Annotated in this window: 27 protein-coding genes; 8 read left to right on the forward strand and 19 right to left on the reverse strand. The window is 24.0% G+C overall.

Annotation, left to right across the window (positions count from 1 at the left end; translation table 11 throughout):
* Positions 1 to 29: 29 nt before the first annotated feature.
* From ABCP60_RS13645 to ABCP60_RS13700, 12 genes are all read right to left on the reverse strand, one after another.
* Complete coding sequence (locus ABCP60_RS13645) at positions 30 to 329, reverse strand: hypothetical protein (protein WP_343101902.1); 300 nt, start codon at positions 327 to 329, stop codon at positions 30 to 32.
* Between the two features lie 366 nt (positions 330 to 695).
* Positions 696 to 1,268 carry a hypothetical protein gene (locus ABCP60_RS13650; RefSeq protein ID WP_343101903.1) on the reverse strand — a complete coding sequence of 191 codons (573 nt, stop codon included), beginning with the start codon at positions 1,266 to 1,268 and terminating at the stop codon, positions 696 to 698.
* On the reverse strand, positions 1,269 to 1,649 hold the full coding sequence (locus tag ABCP60_RS13655; protein WP_343101904.1) for a VRR-NUC domain-containing protein: 381 nt from the start codon (positions 1,647 to 1,649) through the stop codon (positions 1,269 to 1,271).
* 19 nt (positions 1,650 to 1,668) lie between these two features.
* Positions 1,669 to 1,866, reverse strand: coding sequence for a hypothetical protein (locus ABCP60_RS13660; protein WP_343101905.1), 198 nt, complete (start codon positions 1,864 to 1,866; stop codon positions 1,669 to 1,671).
* Positions 1,867 to 1,962: 96 nt separating this feature from the next.
* A complete protein-coding gene (locus ABCP60_RS13665) occupies positions 1,963 to 2,238 on the reverse strand; it encodes a hypothetical protein (protein WP_343101906.1) in 276 nt (91 codons plus the stop codon).
* Positions 2,239 to 2,320: 82 nt separating this feature from the next.
* Complete coding sequence (locus tag ABCP60_RS13670; RefSeq protein ID WP_343101907.1) at positions 2,321 to 2,452, reverse strand: hypothetical protein; 132 nt, start codon at positions 2,450 to 2,452, stop codon at positions 2,321 to 2,323.
* Positions 2,445 to 2,759, reverse strand: coding sequence for a hypothetical protein (locus ABCP60_RS13675; protein WP_343101908.1), 315 nt, complete (start codon positions 2,757 to 2,759; stop codon positions 2,445 to 2,447). The genes ABCP60_RS13670 and ABCP60_RS13675 overlap by 8 nt, the downstream gene beginning before the upstream one ends.
* 19 nt (positions 2,760 to 2,778) lie before the next feature.
* Entirely contained in the window at positions 2,779 to 3,015 is a 237-nt protein-coding gene (locus ABCP60_RS13680) for a hypothetical protein (protein WP_343101909.1), read from the reverse strand.
* Positions 3,016 to 3,118: 103 nt separating this feature from the next.
* Entirely contained in the window at positions 3,119 to 3,895 is a 777-nt protein-coding gene (locus ABCP60_RS13685; RefSeq protein WP_343101910.1) for a hypothetical protein, read from the reverse strand.
* A 1,433-nt stretch (positions 3,896 to 5,328) separates the two neighbouring features.
* Positions 5,329 to 5,646 carry a hypothetical protein gene (locus tag ABCP60_RS13690; protein WP_343101911.1) on the reverse strand — a complete coding sequence of 106 codons (318 nt, stop codon included), beginning with the start codon at positions 5,644 to 5,646 and terminating at the stop codon, positions 5,329 to 5,331.
* A gap of 88 nt (positions 5,647 to 5,734) precedes the next feature.
* Positions 5,735 to 6,607 carry a hypothetical protein gene (locus ABCP60_RS13695; protein WP_343101912.1) on the reverse strand — a complete coding sequence of 291 codons (873 nt, stop codon included), beginning with the start codon at positions 6,605 to 6,607 and terminating at the stop codon, positions 5,735 to 5,737.
* A gap of 127 nt (positions 6,608 to 6,734) precedes the next feature.
* Positions 6,735 to 6,911: a hypothetical protein gene (locus ABCP60_RS13700; RefSeq protein ID WP_343101913.1), complete on the reverse strand. Its 177-nt coding sequence runs from the start codon at positions 6,909 to 6,911 to the stop codon at positions 6,735 to 6,737.
* A 147-nt stretch (positions 6,912 to 7,058) separates the two neighbouring features.
* Here ABCP60_RS13700 and ABCP60_RS13705 point away from each other — a divergent pair, with 147 nt between their 5' ends.
* Positions 7,059 to 7,415 carry a helix-turn-helix transcriptional regulator gene (locus ABCP60_RS13705; protein ID WP_343101914.1) on the forward strand — a complete coding sequence of 119 codons (357 nt, stop codon included), beginning with the start codon at positions 7,059 to 7,061 and terminating at the stop codon, positions 7,413 to 7,415.
* A gap of 12 nt (positions 7,416 to 7,427) precedes the next feature.
* Here ABCP60_RS13705 and ABCP60_RS13710 read toward each other — a convergent pair whose 3' ends face one another.
* Positions 7,428 to 7,553, reverse strand: a complete 126-nt coding sequence (locus ABCP60_RS13710) for a hypothetical protein (protein ID WP_343101915.1) — start codon at positions 7,551 to 7,553, stop codon at positions 7,428 to 7,430.
* Between the two features lie 88 nt (positions 7,554 to 7,641).
* Complete coding sequence (locus tag ABCP60_RS13715; protein WP_343101916.1) at positions 7,642 to 7,878, reverse strand: hypothetical protein; 237 nt, start codon at positions 7,876 to 7,878, stop codon at positions 7,642 to 7,644.
* Positions 7,879 to 8,036: 158 nt separating this feature from the next.
* On the opposite strand from ABCP60_RS13715, the gene ABCP60_RS13720 reads away from it, so the two are divergent.
* The 7 genes from ABCP60_RS13720 (at position 8,037) to ABCP60_RS13750 (ending at position 14,135) form a co-directional block, all read left to right on the forward strand.
* Positions 8,037 to 8,228 carry a helix-turn-helix transcriptional regulator gene (locus tag ABCP60_RS13720; RefSeq protein WP_343101917.1) on the forward strand — a complete coding sequence of 64 codons (192 nt, stop codon included), beginning with the start codon at positions 8,037 to 8,039 and terminating at the stop codon, positions 8,226 to 8,228.
* 355 nt (positions 8,229 to 8,583) lie between these two features.
* Positions 8,584 to 9,681 (forward strand): hypothetical protein, encoded by a 1,098-nt coding sequence (locus tag ABCP60_RS13725; RefSeq protein ID WP_343101918.1) that lies wholly within the window; start codon positions 8,584 to 8,586, stop codon positions 9,679 to 9,681.
* Positions 9,682 to 9,805: 124 nt separating this feature from the next.
* A complete protein-coding gene (locus tag ABCP60_RS13730; protein ID WP_343101919.1) occupies positions 9,806 to 10,111 on the forward strand; it encodes a hypothetical protein in 306 nt (101 codons plus the stop codon).
* Positions 10,112 to 11,466: 1,355 nt separating this feature from the next.
* Complete coding sequence (locus ABCP60_RS13735; protein ID WP_343101920.1) at positions 11,467 to 11,640, forward strand: AbrB/MazE/SpoVT family DNA-binding domain-containing protein; 174 nt, start codon at positions 11,467 to 11,469, stop codon at positions 11,638 to 11,640.
* A 71-nt stretch (positions 11,641 to 11,711) separates the two neighbouring features.
* The gene (locus ABCP60_RS13740) at positions 11,712 to 12,464 is read left to right on the forward strand and encodes a ParA family protein (protein ID WP_343101921.1); all 753 of its coding nucleotides are present in this window, start codon (positions 11,712 to 11,714) and stop codon (positions 12,462 to 12,464) included.
* Complete coding sequence (locus tag ABCP60_RS13745; protein WP_343101922.1) at positions 12,464 to 13,771, forward strand: ParB N-terminal domain-containing protein; 1,308 nt, start codon at positions 12,464 to 12,466, stop codon at positions 13,769 to 13,771. The genes ABCP60_RS13740 and ABCP60_RS13745 overlap by 1 nt, the downstream gene beginning before the upstream one ends.
* A gap of 136 nt (positions 13,772 to 13,907) precedes the next feature.
* Positions 13,908 to 14,135, forward strand: coding sequence for a hypothetical protein (locus ABCP60_RS13750; RefSeq protein WP_343101923.1), 228 nt, complete (start codon positions 13,908 to 13,910; stop codon positions 14,133 to 14,135).
* 5,449 nt (positions 14,136 to 19,584) lie between these two features.
* Here the strand turns inward: ABCP60_RS13750 and ABCP60_RS13755 are convergent.
* From ABCP60_RS13755 to ABCP60_RS13775, 5 genes are all read right to left on the reverse strand, one after another.
* On the reverse strand, positions 19,585 to 20,415 hold the full coding sequence (locus ABCP60_RS13755; RefSeq protein ID WP_343101924.1) for an N-acetylmuramoyl-L-alanine amidase: 831 nt from the start codon (positions 20,413 to 20,415) through the stop codon (positions 19,585 to 19,587).
* A 49-nt stretch (positions 20,416 to 20,464) separates the two neighbouring features.
* Positions 20,465 to 20,719 (reverse strand): BhlA/UviB family holin-like peptide, encoded by a 255-nt coding sequence (locus ABCP60_RS13760; RefSeq protein ID WP_343101925.1) that lies wholly within the window; start codon positions 20,717 to 20,719, stop codon positions 20,465 to 20,467.
* 63 nt (positions 20,720 to 20,782) lie between these two features.
* Positions 20,783 to 20,926 (reverse strand): XkdX family protein, encoded by a 144-nt coding sequence (locus ABCP60_RS13765; protein WP_343101926.1) that lies wholly within the window; start codon positions 20,924 to 20,926, stop codon positions 20,783 to 20,785.
* A gap of 1 nt (position 20,927) precedes the next feature.
* The gene (locus ABCP60_RS13770) at positions 20,928 to 21,362 is read right to left on the reverse strand and encodes a hypothetical protein (RefSeq protein ID WP_343101927.1); all 435 of its coding nucleotides are present in this window, start codon (positions 21,360 to 21,362) and stop codon (positions 20,928 to 20,930) included.
* Positions 21,363 to 21,373: 11 nt separating this feature from the next.
* Positions 21,374 to 21,565, reverse strand: a 192-nt coding sequence (locus ABCP60_RS13775; RefSeq protein ID WP_343101928.1) for a hypothetical protein, incomplete at its 5' end; no start/stop codon positions are given.

The following is a 21,565-nucleotide window of genomic DNA, read 5'->3' on the forward strand; positions in this document are numbered from 1 at the left end:
AATTTTTTTGAGCCTTACTTTGGGGTTAGCTATACCCGCAAGGCCTCCACCCCCTCAGAAGGACCCAAATTATTTTTTATATCTTTTAAATATTTATTTAACTGTCTTATAGTATGTTCACCATCTCTCAGTATAGTTGCAATACCTTTGTTTGATGTTGCTATACATTCTATTGATACAATATGATGTGTTGATATACTTAAATGCTCATTAATACTTATCCATCTCATATGTTCTATATATTCACATAACTCTTTAATATCAATACCCTCATAATGCTTTATATGTTCTTGACCATCACTCATACTTATTCTATAGATATATGCCATTATCATTATCCTTTCTATATCAAACGTATATTTATATATATTTAACATTAGATTCTAGACTTTAGTTTACATATTGTAAATTAATATAATACTTAATTCTATTTTTACAATATATAATATCTTCCCTATGTAAAAATAAAGCCTATTCTATTTTTACTTTTATTCTTGATTTATTTTAGAAAATAAAAAAAGACCAGATATTATTATCTCGTCTTTTCGTTAGAAACTTAGTTTTAAGTCTACTGTTACCCAAGTCGACTGTCTGAAACTAAATCTCTATTTCTCTTTTTTCATTAAGTTATAATTTTGCTATATTATCATATTAACATTTTAAATTCCCTAAGTAAACTCCCACTTGTCCCCAACTTATCCCACATGCATACAAATAGCATCTATTCCCCAAAGAAGTACACTAAGCTCTCTAACTACTTCATTAGTCCACTTATTTGGCATATTCTTACTACATCCTATTTCTCTTTGCATCTCTATATTACTTTTACCTTCTATTAACAATAACTCAAATGCTTGATATTTTTCATATTGTTTTCTTTCTTTATATTTTCGCTCTAAATACTCTAATTGTTCGTCTACATATTTTAAAATTTGAACAGTCTTTCCTTTGCTTTTTATAATACTTTCTAACCACATATAATCCACTTTTACGTAGTCTTCATCCATATCTGCATAAAGTATTTTTATTTCATCTTTTTCATTTAAGATATGTTGCTTTAAACTTTTATAGTTTCTCATTAGCAACTTGGTATTCTTAAATCTCCAATCTTTACCTCTATTTAATATTTTATATACTGCCCTTTCAGCTACTTCTCCAGCCATTTTATTTATGTACTTTTCATCCATAGTCTCTTTCATAACTTCTTTAACTACTTCTTTTGATATTTCTTTAGCTCTATTTTCTACATTTATATCAAACGCTCTCACCTATATCACCTTCTTATTATCTAAGTATTCCTTTATTGTATCTCTAGCTTCTTCAAATCCATTACATACTACGGCTTTATATCCTTGTTCATTGAGCTTCTTTATCCATTCTTTTTGCTCTTTACTAGTTCTGCCATTTCCATATTTCATTTCAATATATAACCCATGATAATTCCTACGAGGAACTGGAAGACATAAATCTGGTACTCCTTTTTTTAGGCCTTCTCTTTTAAGTTTCTTTCCTTGATAGTTACTTCTCTTTCCTTCATTAGGTATATGATATATAAGTTCTAACTCAGGATATATACAAGTATTTATGTTACACCAATCTATCAATGTCATTTGTTCTGTTGACTCACTTCTCTTCATATTCCTATACATGATCTATTACACATCCTTATTATCTATACTGTACTAGATTTTGATATCTCTTCTTTTCATTATCTGCCTTCAATATATCTACAATAAGTTTTGCATTTTGATAATCATTCACTAGCAAAACTAACTTACCATTTTCGTATATTCCATAATCGCAAACAACTTCTTTAACTTCATATTTATCCATTTTATTTACACCTCCTATTTTTTCTTTTATCACTTATAGACACCAATACCTCTAAACCTCCGAGTACAAGTACTGCTATATATACAATCCCTAATATATTTCTTATATTAATGTTTATCACCTCCATATTTAATCTAAGTATTTCTTCTCTAGTTCTAATATCTTAGCTTCACATTTCTTTTTTATTCTTACTCTCTTAGTTCTCTTTTTAAGAGCTTCTAGCCTATTTATTTTCTTATTAACTAATTTATCTACTTCCTTTATTAGTTCATCTATCATTTCATCTAGTATAGAGTTACTTTGTTTTAGTGTCTTATTTTCACTTACAAGTTTCTTTATTCTACTATCTCTGTCTCTAAGTTGTCTTTCGTAATTTTCTATTAGTTTCTTTCTTGAAACAAACATTTATATCACTCCGTTTCAATTCGTTAAGATACTATTTGTAACTTAACTCTTATTTTTCTTTATTTTTTCTATGTTCACAAATTCACTCCAATAATTTTTCGTACTTATTTATTGCTATTTCTATAAGCTTCTTATCTTCTTCTTTTGTATATGTATTAAGTAATTCTTTTTGCTTCTTTAAATATTCACTCGCTCTTTTTTGTATGCTATTCATCTTCTTTTACCATATTAAAATTAACTTCTGGATTAATAGAACAAGCATCATGAAAATAATGTTTTTCACCATTTATTATCATTTCTACTGGTTCTGTCTTTATAGCTACTCCACACTTTGAACATATTTTACCTTGTAGTTCTTTTTCTGCCTGTTTAATTGCTTCTATATCACTTATATCTTTGTTATTTTGCTTTATTTGTTTTGCTAAGTCTCTTATAACTTCCGATTGATCTAGTGTAATAAATTCACTTATTTCAACTTCTTCATCCATTACACACATTTTAGGCTTCTTTTCATTACTCAATATGACTCACTCTCCTATATTAATTTCTGTTTATTAACTTATGTACTAATCCAGTAGAGCAATTAAATATACTGGCTATCTCTCTATATGACTTACCTTGAAATCTATAGAATTTCATTGACTCTATATCATGTGCCTCAAACTTATTTTTCCTTCCTCTTTTTTTATTTTTAAACTTGCTTAACTCTTCTTTTAACTCTTTATTTTCTTTTTCAAGTTCTTCAATCCTATATTTCAATGATTCTATACTGTCCATATTTAATTCTCCTTGTTCATTTTTATTAATGAACGTATTTTAGTTTTTTAAGGTACTGAAATTCATTTTTTTAATTGAATTTATGAACATTGTTTTTTATTTTTTAACCAGTATTTTTTAATATTTCACTTACTTTACTAAAACTCTCTGTTCCATAGAGCTTGTACAATTTAGTTCTTATCTGTTTTGTTGTTTTATTTATCTCTTTTGATATATCTTCACATGTCATTTTTTCTCTTATACATTTATTTAATATTTCTATTTCTTCTTTACTCCATTTTGTTATTGCTATTATTGGTCTTTCTTTTATACCTTCACGCTTTATTTTGCTTTCGATTTGTTCTATATCTCTATCCAATCTAATTGATATATCTTCATATGTATATTTATGTTGTTTTAATAAAAATACTAGATATTCACTTTCTTTAGATGTCCACTTACGATATCTTTTAGATTTTACTTTTCTTTCAATATCTTCTGTTCTCTTTTTGTCTACCCAGCTTGGCTCTTTGCCTAATATATTTCTTTCTAATTCAGATAAATCTAATATCTGTTTATTTTGTTCTGCCCAATTCCAAAAATCGTCTATATATATAATCCTAAATCTGTTGTTTTTAACTCGCTTATACTTTATTGGACATCCATATTTAATTAATTTATCACTTAAAAATCGTGGTCTTGAACTTAATGTATTTAATAATTCATTAAATGTTATATAGTCTCCACTTTTTAAATATACTCCTAAATTTAACCGTCTCGCTTTAATTGCTATAGCTAATTCAGTCCTATTAAATTTCTTTGCTATATTTTTTATAGATTCAATTCCCCATTTTTCCTGTAGATATTCTATTTCTTTCTTACTCCATCTTCTGCTTTTCATATATTCACCCCCCTATTTTTTATAATAAATTTCCTATAGGTACTTTTATTTGATTTTAATTTTTTCAATTGGTATAATTTGGATAATATCTTTTTATAAGATATTGGGGTTTACTAGGTGATGTTTTATAAATACACTTTCTTACTTTTTGTAAATATTTAACTCATTATTTTGAGTTACGTTATTCATTTTTGTCTTTAGAGCAGGTATATTTTATATACTTGCTCTTTTCATGTTCATAAACATTTTTATAAAAAATATATTAGTTATAGATATATTTCTTTGATTTTATTTAACGTTATTGATATAATACTTTTTAACCTTAAATTTTCTTAGAGTTTATAGATATTTCATATTTTACTGAACTGAGAGAGCAGATATATTATTTATATCTGCTCTTTCCCTTTTTAATAAATTTCCTATAGGTACTTTTAATTGATTTTAATTTTTTCAATTGATATAATTTGGATAATATCTTTTATTAAGGTATTAGTGTTTATTATGTGTTGTTCATATAAACAAACTTCTTACTTTCTACTTTTTAAAGACTTAAATTCATAATTTAAGTTACATATTCATTTTTATTAAAGAGCAGGCATATTTTATATACCTGCTCTTTACATTTTATAAATAAAAAATATATTATAGGTATAATTCTTTGATTTTATTTAGTGTTATTGGTATAATACTTTTTAACTTTAAATTTTTCTTAGAGTTTATAGATATTTCATTTTTTACTGAACTGAGAGAGCAGATATAAATAATATATCTGCTCTCTCCCTTTTTAATAAATTTCCTATAGGTACTTTTAATTGATTTTAATTTTTTTAATTGATATAATTTGGATAATATCTTTTATTAAGATATTGGGGTTTATTACATGGGGGTTCTTATGAATACACTTTTAATTTGTGTAGAGATTTAAGTCATTTATCTGAGTTAAATCGTTTGTTCTTTTATAGAGCAGGTATATTTTATATACCTGCTCTCTCCTATTTCTAATAAAAAATATATTATAGTTATAATTCTTTGATTTTATTTAATGTTATTGATATAATATTTTTTAACTTTAGAATTAATTCTAAAGTTAAAAAATATTCATGTTCTACTTATTCTTAATTTAAATTAGAGAGCAGATGTATTATATATATCTGCTCTTTTCCTTTTTAATAAAATTCTTATAGGTACTTTTAATTGATTTTTATTTATTCAATTGATATAATTTCACTAATATCTTTTCATTTAAGATATTTCTTGTAATACATTTATGTAATGTTTCGATTTTACAGTATTATTAAATTTTTCTTTAGAGCAGGTATATTTTATATACCTGCTCGCTCCCTTTTTTAACTTATTTTCCTAAAAATTTCTTTCTTTTTTCTCTATGATCCTCAACTATTTCAACTTTTTTTATTTTATATTCTTTCATTTCATTATTTTTCATATCTCTTACTCTTCTTTTCTTTTATATTTTCTAAAATGCTTATATAAGCTCTATTTAAGTTCCATAAGCATTTTAGATTTGCATTATCTTTGAATTTTTCTATATAATCATCTAAAAGTTTTTCTCTTTCTTTTGATTCTTCAATTAGCTTATTTAACCAAATTAAATCATCTTCTTTATTGTTTGTTTTTATATATATACAATCTGTATATCCCTGCTCTTTTGCCATTTTTGAGCATACTTCTTTTTTACCTTCATCTATTTTGCAAGTAGAAATTTTATTGTCATTTTCAAATAAACAACTCATCTATAAATCATCCTCCCTTTTATATCAATTCAAATTATAAAGAGCTTTATATATTCAATTTTCAAGGTTCTTCATTTCTTTTTTTATATCAATCTAACTTTCTCATTAAAGCATATATGTAGGGCTTTCCATTATATTTGTTTATTCTTACTTCTGAGCCTATAAAAATATATCCTGGATTTATTTTTAGCATTTCTTCTTCGATTAAATGATTGTATCTAGTCATGTTATTTATTTTTTTCTTTGAAAATTTAGATGCACTTACTGTTAATTTTGGATTCTTTAAATTTCTACTGCTAACCCACCTTTTTTTACCTTTTGGGTCTTTAGATAAATATTCAGCTAATCCAGTTAACCATTTTTCATCAGGATCTAAACGTCTAATATTATTCCTTCTTCCAAATGTCCATTGAGCCTCTACAACTTCCATAGGCAAAACTGAGTTCATAATTAAGTGATAATGACATCTAATTTTATTCTTCTCTACTGAATGTTCTATTACATAGATATACTTAATTCTTTTTATCTTTGACTTTTGTATACCTAGACCTCTTTGTTCTCTTTCATACTTTCTATTAAGTCTACGTATATAGATTTTTATATTTTTCTTAGCTTCTTCATACGCCTTAGGCTCTTTACCTTTTTCATATGTTAAAGTTACAAAATAATCTCCTTTTCCAAAGTTTGTATTTATTTTTCTTATGAAGTACTTTCTAGCTCTTTTATCATTAAATCTTGTTTGAGCTTCTCTATCTTTTTTTATTTTCCATTCAGAAGGTATTTCGTCTTTGCTAAAGGTTGGATATATTTCTACCTCTCTAATAACTCCGCTTGTTATTGTCTTAGTTTCATAAATACATCCTTTTGTCACATCCATAACTTCTATTTCATTACAATCAATTAATTCTGTATGTAGTCTTTCATAATCATATCCAACATACTTTCTATTTTTCTTCCTCATTTAATCCACCTATTTTTTATAACTTGGTTCTTTTGTTACTATCTATAACAAGACCGCAAAAGACCCCTACAGTCCTTGGTTTTTCAAACTTCTTATGTACTTTTAGTTAGTGTGTGATTTTTAAGAATCACACACTTTTATTTTTCTTATCTATTTCTTCTTTTTTTCTCTCTAAACATATCCTTTCTCTAGTTTCTCTTGTCCCTTGCATATATGCAATAATTGCACTTTTATCTTTTTCATCGACTTTTTCAATTTCATCAAATAAATTTTTTATTCTTTGTTCTTTTTCTTCTGTAGACATTTTTTCACCTCTTTTTTCTTTTGTAACAAAATATTCTACACTATGTTTTATTTTGTGTCAAAAGTTTTGCTATATTTTTAAAAGTTTTTTATTTTTTTCACTTTTGTTACAAAAGTTTTTATGTTATTATCTTTTGGAGGTGATTAAATGAAATCAAGGTTAAAAGAAATCAGAAAAGCTTTAAATCTTACACAAAAAGAATTCGGCGAAAAAATTGGCTTAAGTGATTCTAATATATCTAATTTAGAAAAAGGTAATATAAACCTTATAGATAGAAATATTAAATCCATTTGCGCTATATATAATGTTAATAGAGAATGGTTTGAAACTGGAAAAGGCGAAATGTTTTTAGAATTAACAAAAGAAGATGAGTTTAATATTTTAGTCGGAAAATTAGCTGCTGAAGAAGATAGTTTCAAAAAAAGGTTTATAGAGGAAATACTTAAGCTAAATGATGATGAGTGGTGTTTTGTTGAAGAATTTATAAAAAGAATAAAAAACTAGATACATCTGTATCTAGTTTTTTTTAATTTTTAATATCCCTATAATTAAAAATTTAATTTTTCTTAATATATTTATATTATCTATTATATTTATAATTTCTATTAATTCTTCTTTCAAATCCTTTACTTCTTCAATCATGATCTATTCCTCCATATATGCTTTTTCTATTCTATTTTTTGCTATTTCAAAATATGTATTATCTAATTCAATTCCTATAAATTTATATTTAGTAGTTGCACATGCAACACCAACTATACCTGTAGTTTTTTAGATTTGAATGTATTAATTTTGTTGTAAATGGTTGATCTGAAAATAATACTATAGCTCCATTATCTTTTATAATTCTATGATATTGCTCCCACATCAAATCAAATGGAATTATATTATCCCACTTACAATTAGTTGTTCCAAATGGAGGATCACAAAGAATCAAATCTATAGATTTATCATTTATATTTTTCATAACCTCAATGCAATCTCAATTATGTAGCTTATACCTTTTAATACTATTCATATTTCAACCTCCTTTTTCATAATATCAATATTCTACACTGAGGAAGTGTGAATCTCATGAACATTTTCATACAAATTTATACATAAAACGACAAAGGAGTGTATAGTATGATTAGGAAAAAAAGACTCGAAAAAAAATTAACTCAAAATCAATTAGCGAGACGTTTAAATGTTAGCCGTAGTTATATTTCAAAGTTAGAAAACAAGAGTTTTAATAATCCAAGTCTTAACTTTCTTAAAAAATTAGCTTATATATTAGATTTAGAATTGGATGACTTGCTTGATTGGATTTTACGATAAGTCTAAAAAATAAAAAAAATGTTTAAAAACATAAAAAATACCAATTTAATTTATAAAATAGGCGTTTTTATTTGACAAAAACGAATTTTAAGATTATTATTATCTTAAAATTAAACATAAAAAAAGCCTACTGGTTAAGTAAGAGCGCCAACTCTTAGTTTAACCACCACATGATATGAGCAAGATATCAGGTAGTTTGTAGACTTATTTTTTTACAATATTTATTATATGTAAATATACTATCACATATTCTAGTATTTTTCAATAAATATAATAAATTTGTACTTAAATTTGTCCTTCTAAGCCTTGATATTAAAATATCAGGGTTTTTTTAATTAACAGGAGGATAAATAAAATGAGATGCAGACTACTTTTTAATGAAGAACCAATAACTATAAATAGATTAGCAGCAAATGTATTAGGATTAAACGAGGCAATAGTTGTACAACAAATACATTACTGGTTAAATATAAATGATAAAGCAAAAATAAATATATATGATGATAAAGTATGGACTTTTAATACATATGAAAACTGGCAAAAAGAAAACTTTACATTCTGGAGTATATCTACTCTAAAAAGAATCTTTAAAAAACTATTTGATACAAAAATATTAATCAAAGGTAATTATAATAAGAAAAAATATGACCGTACTCTATGGGTAACGTTAGATTATAACAAGTTAGAAGAACTACTTTTAGAATATGAATCTAAGACTATAAATACAGATGTCGAAGATATGGAACACACAGAAAACGTTGAAATTTCAACAAAGTGTCAAAATGATACTATGAGTAATTCCAACATAGTATCAAATTGCTACTATGCAAAGTGTCAAAATGATACTATGGATAGTGTCAACTTGACACCACCTATACCAAAGACTACTAAAGAGACTACTAAAGAGATTACTATTAGTACTACGCATCAAAATGCTGTAGTAGAAAAAAAAGAGGCAGTTGATACAAACAAAGAGCTAATAGAATCAAATACACATTTAATAATTGATTCACCTAACAAAGAATACAAAATCAAAAAATGGAAAAAGGATAGACTTATAAAAGCTATTGAGGTATTTAAATCTCAAGAAGGTGTATATTTCTCATTACTTGAAAAGATATACAAAGATGATAAAAACTTTGCAATATATGAATCATCTAAAAATAATTCTAATAAAAAAGAATCTAGTCAAGTAAAAACTAAAAATAACAAATTCCATAATTTTAATGAAACATTTGTAAATTATTCAGAAAATGAATTAGATAAAATTATAGAAAAATCTCAAAATGAAAAATTTAAGTTAAACAATACAGAAAATAATGTTGATGATAAAAACTTAATAAATAAAGCAATAGAATTATTACAAGCAGAAACTGTTTTAACTGTTAATCCTGATGATAGATACTGGGCATATGAAATAAAGAAAAAGGTGCAAGAATTAAAAGGGATATAAATTATAAATTTAAGCCTATAGAGAATAATACGCGTGAACCGAAATACGAAAATCTGATTTTGGATAAGTTGTACATAAAAATCTTAAACAATGTGGTGATAGAATGAGAAAATATAAAGCAAAGATGAGATATTGCAATAAATGGGTTTATGGTAATTTAGTTAACGATAAATTTCTAAAATACTGTATTAATGATGATGCAGAAGGTGTAAGAGCGATAGATCCAATAACTCTATGTGAAGAGACAGGCTTTATTGATATGCATAATACTCGTATTTTCACTAACGATTTTGTATGTAGAAAATTTTCAAAAGGAGTTATTGTCAAAAGGCATAATAAATTCTATATCCGTTGGGGTAGGTTTAAAATTGAAAAAATGGCAGATGCTACAGATTTAGAAGTATATAGAAATGAATATGATGAGTATTAATCATAGAAAGGGTACTAAGAAAAAAAGTAGTCCCCAGGGGACTACTTTTTTCACTAATCTTAATCGTTATTTGAGGATATTTGGAGTAAGAAACCATAAAATAAATGAAGGGTAGAAGATGATTAATATGAAAAAGCAAAATAATAAGGTAAGACATAAATACAAGAGACTAAAACTATCAATTGTTATTTTGATAATTTTAAATATTATAATGGCTGTGTTAATTTCTAAGGTATAGCATTTGATTTTAAATATATATCCATTCTTAAAAAGGGTACTATAAAAAAGTAGTCCCCCGGGGACTACTTTTTCAATAATTCTAATCGTCCTTCGATGATATCCGGAGTTAGAAGTTGTAAAAAATGACGAGATAGAAGACGATTAATATGATAAGAATTGTGAAATAAATTTTTAGTGAAAAAAGATATAAGAGACACATACCTTAGGTGCTCTTAAAATTAGCATTATAAATCGTCTTTTTAAAGAGGTATATTTAGATATTATATCTCGCTGAGCATTCCTTAATTTATTAGCATCGAACTTAAATATACAAATTACAGTAACAATAAATAAAGGAAGATACAATAAGTTAAAAATTGATATCAGAGCAAATATTAAAGTTAATAGTATAAATATTGTTTTTATAAGAATATTGTAATATTTAACTTGTTTATTTGAAAGATTAGCCCAGCTATATTTTCTGCTTTTTAATTTATAAATTCTAGCATCAAAAAGATCATTTAAATCAAAATCTTTATTACTATATCTTTTTTTAGTATTACATTTGTAGTATATGAAACACAATGACTAAAGTTAGCTGTAATTCTTCCTCGACTATTAAATGTTGCATTACCTATTTTAACTGATGTTGATATCCCTTTTTTACTAATATTTAAGTTAATTCCAGGTGCTATGAAAAAAAGTAGTCCCCGGGGGACTACTTTTTCAATAAAAACAATCTAATTGGAAAATTAAACTTTTTTCAAGGAAAACATTGAACCATATCACGTAACGTGATATAATATAAATATACCAAGAGAGGTAAGTGGTATCTAGAGTATCAAGAAAACAAAATAGAAAGGAAGAACGTAGACAGTAAATAGTTAAGTTCTTCCAAGTAGCAACTTTAATTCCAAGTTTTGTTAATGGAGTTATAACATTAATTAAAAACTTAGAAAGTTAAAGAATTAAAATGATAAGGGAGGACGGCATTCCTCCCTTGTCAAAAAAGTATATCATAGACACTTAAAAATAAAAAGATGAAAACAAATTTTAAATTATTATTTTGGATATCATTTTTTGTTATTCAACTAATCATATTTTTTATTTTAGTATCAGGTTAGGAGAAAGTAAAAATGGAAAAGAGAAATCTAAATGTAAGTTTTAATAAGTCTGGTCGTGGTAGTTTAACAACTAGAGTAACATTACCTATCGCTTGGATTAAAGAAATGGGAATTGATGAAGAGAATAGAAAAATAGAAGTTGTATTTGAGAATAACGAGATAAGAATTAAGAAACTTGACAAGTAAATAAAAGTAGTCCCCCGGGGACTACTTTTATTCACTTAGCAAAATGAGTACATTATAAAGGAGAGTTGATTATGAAAAAAATAAGTATACTTAATATAAAGGGTGGAGTTGCAAAAACTACAAGCGCTATAAATTTAGCAGCAATATTAGCAGATGAAGGAAATAAAGTTCTATTAGTTGATGTTGATGCACAGTCAAACTCTACAATGTCTTTTAAATCATATGATATAGATGCTCTTAGTGTATCTGATGTTTTATTAAATAAAGATATAGGTATAGATGAAGTTATAAAAGAAACTGAATATGAGAATATAAACATTTTACCAAGCAATATATCTTTAGCTTTTGCAGAAAAGAAAATACTATTGGACGTAACTAGAAATCAACAAAATAGGCTTAAAAGGATGTTAGAACAAGTTAATGATAAATACGACTATTGTATAATAGATTGTCCCCCTAGCCTTAATATGATAACAATAAATGCATTAGTGGCTAGTGATGAAGTTATTGTACCTATAAAGATAGATAAATTTGCTTTAGATGGATTAGAATATTTACTTGAAAGCATAGAGGAAATTAAAGAAGAGTTTAACCCAGATCTACAATTTAAAGGATGCTTTGTAACAATGGATACTGCAACAGTAGTTAACAAGGAAATTAAGAAAGCTCTAAAGTCGATTTTAAAAGATAAATTATTTGATACAACAATAAGACAAAATGTATCTGTAACAGAAGCATCTTTTGAACAAATGCCAGTTGTTTACTACAAAAAAAGTTCTAATGCAAGTAAAGACTATAAGGCTTTAGTTAAGGAGGTATTCTAGTGGCTAAAAGATTTAGTATAAGTGAAGGTATGTTAAATGGTATATCTAAGAATACTGAAAAAGTATCTACTATTGAAGCAAAGGAAAACTTTAAAATTGATTATATAGATATAGATAAAATAGTTAGAAATGAAAAAAACTTTTATGAAATAAATGATATAGAAGAATTAGCCGAAGACATTTCAATAAATGGTCTTAATCACAACTTAGTAGTTATTCCACTAGAAAAAGGGCTATATAAACTAATAAGTGGTGAAAGAAGATACACAGCTTTAAAATCATTAGTTGAAAAAGGTGAGGCAAAATTTAAAATTGTTCCTTGTAAAATTTCAAACTTAAATGAGCTAGATAGTGAAATAGTGTTAATACAATCTAATGCACAAACAAGAGAACTTTCAGAAGCAGATAAATTAAAACAAGTTCAAAGATTAACTGAACTTTATAAAATTAAAAAGAATAACGGTGAAAAAGTAGGAAGAATTAGAGAGGTAATAGCATCAGATACAGGACTAAGTCCTACTCAAGTAGGTAGATATGAAAGAATAAATAAATCTCTTATACCAGAACTTAAATCTTTATTAGAGGAAGGGAATTTAACTATAGCAAATGCGAGTGAATTTGCAGTATTAAGTGAAGATAATCAAAAAATCATTTTAAATATAATACAAAATAAAGTTGAAATAAGCAAAAATGAAGCAAATAAGCTTAAAAATGAATTTAAGGAATTAGAAAAAATAAAAAATGATTTATCCAAAAAAGAAGAAATTTATTTAAGAAGAATAGAAGTATTAACTAAAGAAAATGAAAATGCTTCTAAAAATATAGATAAAGAAATAGAAAAAATTAAGTTAGAACTAGAAGAAAAATATAATTTAGATAAAGAAGATCTAATACTAAAGGAACAGCAAATAGAAAAATTAAATGAAGAAAAGTTAGCAATAGAAAATGAGAAACAAAAACTTCTTAAAACATTAAATAATCCAAATAATATAGATAAAATAGTTAATTATAAGGCAAAAGAAATAGCCGAAAATTTTGAAAGGAATAAAAAGAAATTAGAAGAAGAAAACAAACAATTAAAAAATGAATTGAGTGAAATAAAAAAAGATGAAGATAAAATAGAATTAAATCAAGAATTAAAAGTAAGATTAAGAAATGTTAGGAAAGAAATGAGTAAGATTGCAGGGTTAATGGCAAACAATACAATAATGGATGAAAAAACTATAAAAGAAGTTAATAACTTAAAAAGTGAATTGAGATTTTTAAATGAACAGATAGAGTTGTATATAGAGCAAACTAAAATATAAAAAGTGTCCCCCGGGGACATTTTTTATATAAATACAACACAACTTATAAAAATTATTTATTATAGAATAGTTATAACTATGTTAAATGTGAGAATATTATACTAAATGCATTTTAAATAAAGGAGACATATAGTTAGTGAGGAATATAGACTTAAGGGAAAAATATGTTAATAAATATTTATCAGACAAAGAAATGAAAGAAATAATTTCATCAAAAAGATATAAGAATAAAAGAGGAAGAACTGGAAATTCTGATATTCTTTTTTATATTTTAGAACCTGAACATGAAGAGGATCAAGAAGTATATGTATGTATTCAAGGAGTTTTCTTTGAACATGAAATACCTAGTAATATAAGTTTTTAAGTTGAATTATTTGGAGAATAACTGTAAATATTAAAGGCTTGTAAATATTGTACACAGAAATGTAAGATACATAATTTAAGTAAATGTACAGGAGTGTATTGACATATTTCAGTGATTTAGAAATATCAACGTAAAATGTATATTTATCAACAAAATCAACAGATTTATCAACAGAAAACGACAAATTACTAACAATATAAAAATATATAAAATAAAAAGACTAGGAATCATATTATGAAACCTAGTCTTTTTATTGTTAGAAATGATTATATAGATTATAAGTCATATAAATATTTATATGGATCATATTAATAATATTATATTTTAAAATTTTTTTAAATAAAATGACCTATTTTATAAAAATAAAAAAGGAGCAAGAATGAAACTCTTTACTCCTTTTAAGTTAGTTTTAATCCCTAGAATAAACTTAATAATATAAAAGCAATAAATAACTTATACATATAGTATCAAAAAATAATTTTAAAATCAAACGACATTATTTAAATATATAAAGCGAAAAGACCACGAATCGCATTGTGAAACTTAGTCTTTTGATAATAAGTCAGAAATTATTAATTGATTTTAAGGCTGCTAAAACACTTATGCTTAACAAAATAATATTATATTTTAAAATCTTTTTCAAATAAAACTACATATTTTATAAAAATAAAAAAAGGAGCGAGAGTTAGACTTTTGCTCCTTTTTTTATGATTTTATAAAATCTCAAATAACATAGAAAGGTTTAATTCATGTTATCAAAAATAAAATTTGAAGTCAAACAATTCTATCTATAGTTATAAAATATTTTTAATAATACTATATTTGGTCAAAAAGCAAGATAAAAATATATATAATAAAAACACTAGGTTTCACATTATGAAACCTAGTGTTTTTATTATTGTTAGAAGAAAAAATATACTTATTATAAGCAATTTAAATACTTATACAGCTTATATTAAGAATATTATATTTTTAATATTTTTTCAAATAAAACCACCTATTATATAAAATAAAAAAGGAGCATTTGTGAGAAATCATTGCTCCTTTTTTATTATTTATATATCATCGGAATTATATGTTAAAGATTAATTATGATACTATCAAAAAAAATTTTAGAAATCAAATAAAACTACCTATAGTTATAAAATATTTTTTGTTAACATTACCATATATTAAAAAATAGCAGAATAAAAAGACTAGGAATCATATTATGAAACTTAGCCTTTTTACTTTGTCGGAAACGACTTAAATATAAGTTATTCAATATTTATACTATCATATTAAGAATATTATATTTTTAATATTTTTTCAAATAAAACCACCTATTATATAAAATAAAAAAGGAGCAATAGTTATACTTTTGCTCCTTTTTTACTTATGATGGTTAAAAAATACCTAGAAAGGCTTAATTCATATTATCAAAAAAAGAATTTAAAAGTCAAATGATTTTACCTATAGTTATAAATTTTTTATTAAAACTACCCTACATCAAAAAATAACAAAATCAAAAGACTAGGAATTACATTGCAAAACCTAGTCTTTTGATAATAAGTCAGAAACTATTCATTGATTTTAAGATTGTCTAAGCACATATGCTTAATAAAATAATATTATATTCTTTTTAATTTTTCAAATAAAACTACCTATAGTTATAAAATATTTTTTATTAATACTAAACTATGTCAAAAAGTAACAACTAGAAATAGTATATAGGTATTAAATATACTTTAATCTATAAAAAAATATATAAATAGGAGTTTTTGATACTTATAATTAAAATTAAATGATATAATTATTTTGAAAAGTGTTAAAAAATTTGTCTTTTTAGTTGCAGTAAAAAAATGAGCCTAATTAAAGGCTTATTTTTTTGTTGTAAAATATTTATTTGGAATTTTTTGAATATAAATAGATTTTATATTACATATAGGATGGTGATTTATATTGGATTTGTTATTTCTTATAGTATTTGTATTAATTCTTACAATTTAATAAAAATAAAAAAGAGCAACAGTTGACCTATTGCTCTCTTTTATTTTTGACAACAAATTAAAACAACAAAGAAAGGATTATCTCATACTAACAAAAAAACATTTCAAAGTCAAATAATTATCATTATAATTAGAAAACAATTCTTATTAACATTAAAACATGTCAAAAAGTATGATTTAGAAAATAAATCGAAGAAAAAAATAATTTAGTTGTATATATATAAATATGAATAATAAACGATAAATTATTAAATTTTAAAAAATACAAAATAAAAAGACTAGGTATTAGTTCAAATTATGAAACCTAGTCTTTTTATTTTATCAGAAAAAATTTTAAGTTATGTAAAAAATTTGTACAGCTTGTATCAATAATATTATATTTAAAAAAAATTTTCAAATAAAACTACCTATAATATAAAAATTAAAAAGGAGCAATAGTTTAAAACTTTTACTCCTTTTTAATTACTTTTGACCTATGAAAACTTAAAAATAACCTAGAAAGGTTTAATTCATAATATCAAAAAAATATTTTAAAATCAAATAAAACTATGTATAGTTATAAAATATTTTTTATTAATACTAGAGCATGTCAAAAAGTAAGCCATGTCAAAAGTAAAATAAAGATATATATAATAAAAAGGCTAGGAATCACATTGTGAAACCTAGCCTTTTTATTATAAGTCGGAAATTATTAATTAATTTTAAGGTTGTCTAAACACTTATGTTTAATAAAATAATATTATATTTTTAAAAATTCTTCAAACAAAACTACCTATTATAAAAAATAAAAAAGGAGTATGAGTGAGGACTTCATTACTCATACTCCTTTTTCGGACAAAACTTCCAAAAATATATGTTAAAGAATAATTATGATAATATTAATAATATCAAAAAAAAATTAAAAAAATCAAATAAAACCACCTATAGTTATAAAATATTTCTTATTAATACTACTCTATGTCAAAAAGTATGATTTAGAAAATAAATTGAAGAAAAAAATTAATCTAGTTGTACATATATAAATATCAACATGAAAATACAATGTTATTAACAGTTGAGAAGATATTAAAAACAAAAATACTAGGTGTCATATTATGAAACCTAGTATTTCTGCGCTATAAGAATACTTTTGTTAGTTAGTTGAAAAAACAATTTCGAATAAGATAGTACTATATTTTAAAATTTTTTTCAAATAAAACTGCTTATTATACAAAATAAAAAAGGAGTAATAGTTATATTTTTACTCCTTTTTCATGACTTTAAAATTTTTAGAATAATAAAGAAAAATTTAAATCAATATTATCAAAAAAGCATTTTAAAGTCAAATAAAACTATGTATATTTATAAAATATTTTTTATTAACATTATCATATATCAAAAAATAGCAGAATAAAAAGACTAGGAATCATATTATGAAACTTAGCCTTTTTACTTTGTCGGAAACGACTTAAATATAAGTTATTCAATATTTATACTATCATATTAATAATATTATATTTCTAATATTTTTTCAAATAAAACTACCTATTATATAAAAATTAAAAAGGAGCAATAGTTTAAAACCATTACTCCTTTTTAACTTGTGTTTAACTCATTTAAATTTACGATAATTTAAAAAGTAACATAGAAAGGTTTAATTAATACTATCAAATATAAAATTTGAAGTCAAATAATTATACCTATAGCTATTAATTATATATTTTTATTAATACTAAACTATGTCAAAAAGTGTACTTTATGAAATACATTATTTTTTATATGATTTATATTTCAAAAATACTAGAAAAATATATGAAATATGTCAAATACAATAAAGTGATTTTTGACATATAAAACATAAATAAAAAAGGCAAATGAACTTATAAGAGATCATTTGCCTTTTTTGATAATAAAATCCATAGAAGATCATTCAAAATAAACTTCCAACTACATTTTTATACTAACAAAAAATGATTTTGATGTCAAATAATTAAAAAGACTAGGTTTATTATACCTAGTCTTTTTTTCTAAAAACTATAAAAATAAGAATATATTATAAAATAACTAGCATAAATATATTTATCTAGTGTATAATATAATCATAAAAAAGAAATTACAATCTATTCGCGCAGAGTGTGGTTTCTAATTAAGTTAATAATTATTTATTAGAATCACTCTTACCGCCATTAGAGTGATTTTTAATTTTATCATATATGTAAGCTCCAAGTATACTGATAAGTATGTTATCGGAGTTACTTATTAGAAAATTTAATATTTCCATACTTCCTCACCTCCTTCCTGTAAAGAAGTAGGTGATTTTTCTTTAGTATAGAAACCATCACTCTTAGATTGTAATTTCTATGAGTATTATATCATAAACATTATAATAAATAGAATATAAAATATTTTAATATAGATATGAAAAAAGAACTAGGGGTGTACGACCTAGTCCTTTTTTATGTATCTATTTTATTTATAAGTATTTGGGCTTGAATATATTTTAGAACATAACCACATATAATTCAATAAAAACTACATATAAAAGTAAAAAGGAACAGTGGTTGGTTTCTGTTCCTTTTTATCTCGTTTCTAAATCTAACCAGTACTACATTTTACTTCTATAGTTTGAAGATTAATAAGTTTCATCTTATTAGGTTTATCATAATATATTATCCAAAATAGTATCTAATGTTTATTTTAACTTCAAATGTTTAATATGTACATACTAAATATATACTTTTAATAAAAAAGAGACTATATAATATATAAATAGTCTCTTTCTTAATTCACTACACTTATACAAAATGTTTAATAGTAAGATATAAATCAGGTTACTTACATAATACAACAATATTTTACAAAAAAACAATAATATAAATTTATTTATATATATTCTTTTTATAATATAACTATTTATAAAAAATAAATGACTACCCTATTTAGGATAGCCATTTATTTTTTTATAATGTTCAATAAAATAATATAGTCTAAAAACACTATAAATAATAAATCTAATGAGTAATTATAATATTATCAAAAAAGTATTTTTTAGTCAATTACTTCAATTTACTTTACAAAAAAGACTCGGTATAGAAATTTAATACCGAGTCTTTTTTTTCGAATATACTGTAAAAGATTTAATTTTTATACATATAAAATAATATTGTATTTTTTAATATTATGCAAGAAAAATAATATACAAAAATATAAAAAAAGACCGCCTTATATAAGGACAGTCTTTTTTTAGGGTTATATAATTAAATATTGTAGTTTTGTGTATATAATATTATCAAAAATATGATTAAAAATCAAATATATACAAAAAATAAAAGATACTGCTCATTATTTTTATTAAAATAAAAGCAGTATCTTTTGGATAATTAATTGGAATATGATTTTATAACTAAAAATTTAGATATAATTTGTGTTAAGTATAATACTATCAAAATAATATTTTTAAGTCAAATATTTATACCTATTATTTATAACAATTCTATATAGTCTGTATGGATGTATCCAAGGCCTTTATTCCCTTTATATCCTTCTATACTTATCCATCCATTTATACAATAATTTAATTTAACAATATCATTTTTCTTTAATTTTCCTATAATATCAAAGTTAGTTCCTCTATCCCATCTAACATTTAATACATTCGCTGTAACTCTAGCTTTCTTGCCTGTATAATCTCCATTTTTAAACTTATTTGTTGATGATCCTTGACTAGTATTACTATTTTGTTTATTATCTATTTTTTCATTTAATATACCTTCAACTATTGCTTTTGCTATTGCTTTATATCCTACCTTTTTGTATAGTAAAACATCATCTTTATCATCTATAAAACAACATTCTATAAGTATTGCTGGTGCTTTTGTTTTTCTTAATACATAGTAATCTTTTTTAATTTTAACTCCTCTATTATCAAAACCTAATTTTGATATATTTTTACATATTCTTTCTGCAATATCTTTAGTTTTTTCATCATAACAATATACTTCAACCCCTGCATTATCACCATCCCCGTCTTCATCATCTCGTCCAGAGTTAAAATGTATAGATACGTCTAAATCAACATTATGTGCGTTACATTTGGCAACAATTTGATATAAGTTTTTATCCTGTGTTCCTGCTGAATCTACAGTACAATCATACGTAATATTATTTTCTTCTTTTAATAATCTTATAACTTCATCTTTTACATTTCTATCTTCAACAGATTCATGTATCCATCCTATACCATCTATATAAGAACTAGCTCCACTTGCTCCTTTTCCTTGTGCATCATGTCCTGCATGTATATTAGATTTCATGATTAATTACCTACCTTTTCTAAAATTTAATTTATTAAAAAAGAGCTATTTAATTAATAGCTCCATCTAATTTATTTCTTATTTCTTTAACATCTTCTTTTACTTCTTCTACAGTTTTAAGCTTCTCTGCCATTTCTTGCATTACATTTTGATTATTAAATATTATACTTTGTAATTTATCTTCTCTTTCCTGTGCCTTTGCTTCTCTTTCTCTAGCTTCTTTTTTACTATCAAATAATAGCCAACAGAATAGGATTGCGAAAATACCTTGTGTAAGTATAACATCATTAAAAAACTTATCCATAAAATTTCCTTTCTATATTGTATTAAAAAGGCTAGAAAATTAATTCTAGCCAATAAAAAAAGACTATGCTTTGTAGTCCTCTCCTGTTATCTCTTTATATTCATCTTCAGTTATTTTTCCACTTATAACAAATACTTTTACTTCTTCTTTAGTATATTTACCTTTACCATAATATCTGTTTATTTTTTCAAACCAATCCATTTTCATTTTAATTACCTCCCATCATAGCTATTTCTAAAGTTAAATCTGCTAAATCATTCTCTAGTGTCTCTAACCTTAAATCTTTCATTGCATTATCTAATAATAAATCAGCATTTTCTTCTTCCAAAGCAGATAGTTTATCATTTACTTCATTTTCCCAAGTTAAATTTGACGAATTATCAGGCATTGAAATACTTGAAAATACTAATTCTTTAGTTTCTAAATTAACACTGGTACAATCTTTACCATTAGCTAATTTATTAAATTCTCCATAATTTAATTGTACTGATGATATTGTATCTTTATTTCTTTCACTAAGTTCAGGATATATACAATAATCTTCATCAAAAGTTGTATCTCTTGAAACATTAACTAAATCACCGATTACCAATAATGTATTTCCTGTTATATTACAATAGTATATCTTTGTTCCTACATTCATAAGTTACCTCCTTATTCAACTGCAATCCATTTTACAGTTATTTTTTTAGGACTATCTCCTCCAAAGCAAACAGGCATTTTAAATCCACCCTTAAATAAAGTTTCTTGTGTAATATTATATTTATGAAACAACATATACTGATTATCTGTATATGTTATGTAGCTATAATTTGAGTTTATATCTAGATCAAGATAACATATAAG

It is taken from the genome of Romboutsia sp. MSSM.1001216sp_RTP31141st1_G3_RTP31141_220114, assembly GCF_039031195.1.
In the GTDB taxonomy this organism is placed as follows: domain Bacteria; phylum Bacillota; class Clostridia; order Peptostreptococcales; family Peptostreptococcaceae; genus Romboutsia_C; species Romboutsia_C hominis.

Bases quoted from the DNA above. Each gene is read 5' to 3' on its own strand.
- ABCP60_RS13645 (WP_343101902.1), bottom strand. From the start codon at position 329: ATGGCATATATCTATAGAATAAGTATGAGTGATGGTCAAGAACATATA.
- ABCP60_RS13655 (WP_343101904.1), bottom strand. From the start codon at position 1,649: ATGTATAGGAATATGAAGAGAAGTGAGTCAACAGAACAAATGACATTG.
- ABCP60_RS13665 (WP_343101906.1), bottom strand. From the start codon at position 2,238: ATGTTTGTTTCAAGAAAGAAACTAATAGAAAATTACGAAAGACAACTT.
- ABCP60_RS13670 (WP_343101907.1), bottom strand. From the start codon at position 2,452: ATGAATAGCATACAAAAAAGAGCGAGTGAATATTTAAAGAAGCAAAAA.
- ABCP60_RS13680 (WP_343101909.1), bottom strand. From the start codon at position 3,015: ATGGACAGTATAGAATCATTGAAATATAGGATTGAAGAACTTGAAAAA.
- ABCP60_RS13685 (WP_343101910.1), bottom strand. From the start codon at position 3,895: ATGAAAAGCAGAAGATGGAGTAAGAAAGAAATAGAATATCTACAGGAA.
- ABCP60_RS13690 (WP_343101911.1), bottom strand. From the start codon at position 5,646: ATGAGTTGTTTATTTGAAAATGACAATAAAATTTCTACTTGCAAAATA.
- ABCP60_RS13695 (WP_343101912.1), bottom strand. From the start codon at position 6,607: ATGAGGAAGAAAAATAGAAAGTATGTTGGATATGATTATGAAAGACTA.
- ABCP60_RS13700 (WP_343101913.1), bottom strand. From the start codon at position 6,911: ATGTCTACAGAAGAAAAAGAACAAAGAATAAAAAATTTATTTGATGAA.
- ABCP60_RS13705 (WP_343101914.1), top strand. From the start codon at position 7,059: ATGAAATCAAGGTTAAAAGAAATCAGAAAAGCTTTAAATCTTACACAA.
- ABCP60_RS13710 (WP_343101915.1), bottom strand. From the start codon at position 7,553: ATGATTGAAGAAGTAAAGGATTTGAAAGAAGAATTAATAGAAATTATA.
- ABCP60_RS13715 (WP_343101916.1), bottom strand. From the start codon at position 7,878: ATGAAAAATATAAATGATAAATCTATAGATTTGATTCTTTGTGATCCT.
- ABCP60_RS13720 (WP_343101917.1), top strand. From the start codon at position 8,037: ATGATTAGGAAAAAAAGACTCGAAAAAAAATTAACTCAAAATCAATTA.
- ABCP60_RS13725 (WP_343101918.1), top strand. From the start codon at position 8,584: ATGAGATGCAGACTACTTTTTAATGAAGAACCAATAACTATAAATAGA.
- ABCP60_RS13730 (WP_343101919.1), top strand. From the start codon at position 9,806: ATGAGATATTGCAATAAATGGGTTTATGGTAATTTAGTTAACGATAAA.
- ABCP60_RS13735 (WP_343101920.1), top strand. From the start codon at position 11,467: ATGGAAAAGAGAAATCTAAATGTAAGTTTTAATAAGTCTGGTCGTGGT.
- ABCP60_RS13740 (WP_343101921.1), top strand. From the start codon at position 11,712: ATGAAAAAAATAAGTATACTTAATATAAAGGGTGGAGTTGCAAAAACT.
- ABCP60_RS13755 (WP_343101924.1), bottom strand. From the start codon at position 20,415: ATGAAATCTAATATACATGCAGGACATGATGCACAAGGAAAAGGAGCA.
- ABCP60_RS13760 (WP_343101925.1), bottom strand. From the start codon at position 20,719: ATGGATAAGTTTTTTAATGATGTTATACTTACACAAGGTATTTTCGCA.
- ABCP60_RS13765 (WP_343101926.1), bottom strand. From the start codon at position 20,926: ATGAAAATGGATTGGTTTGAAAAAATAAACAGATATTATGGTAAAGGT.
- ABCP60_RS13770 (WP_343101927.1), bottom strand. From the start codon at position 21,362: ATGAATGTAGGAACAAAGATATACTATTGTAATATAACAGGAAATACA.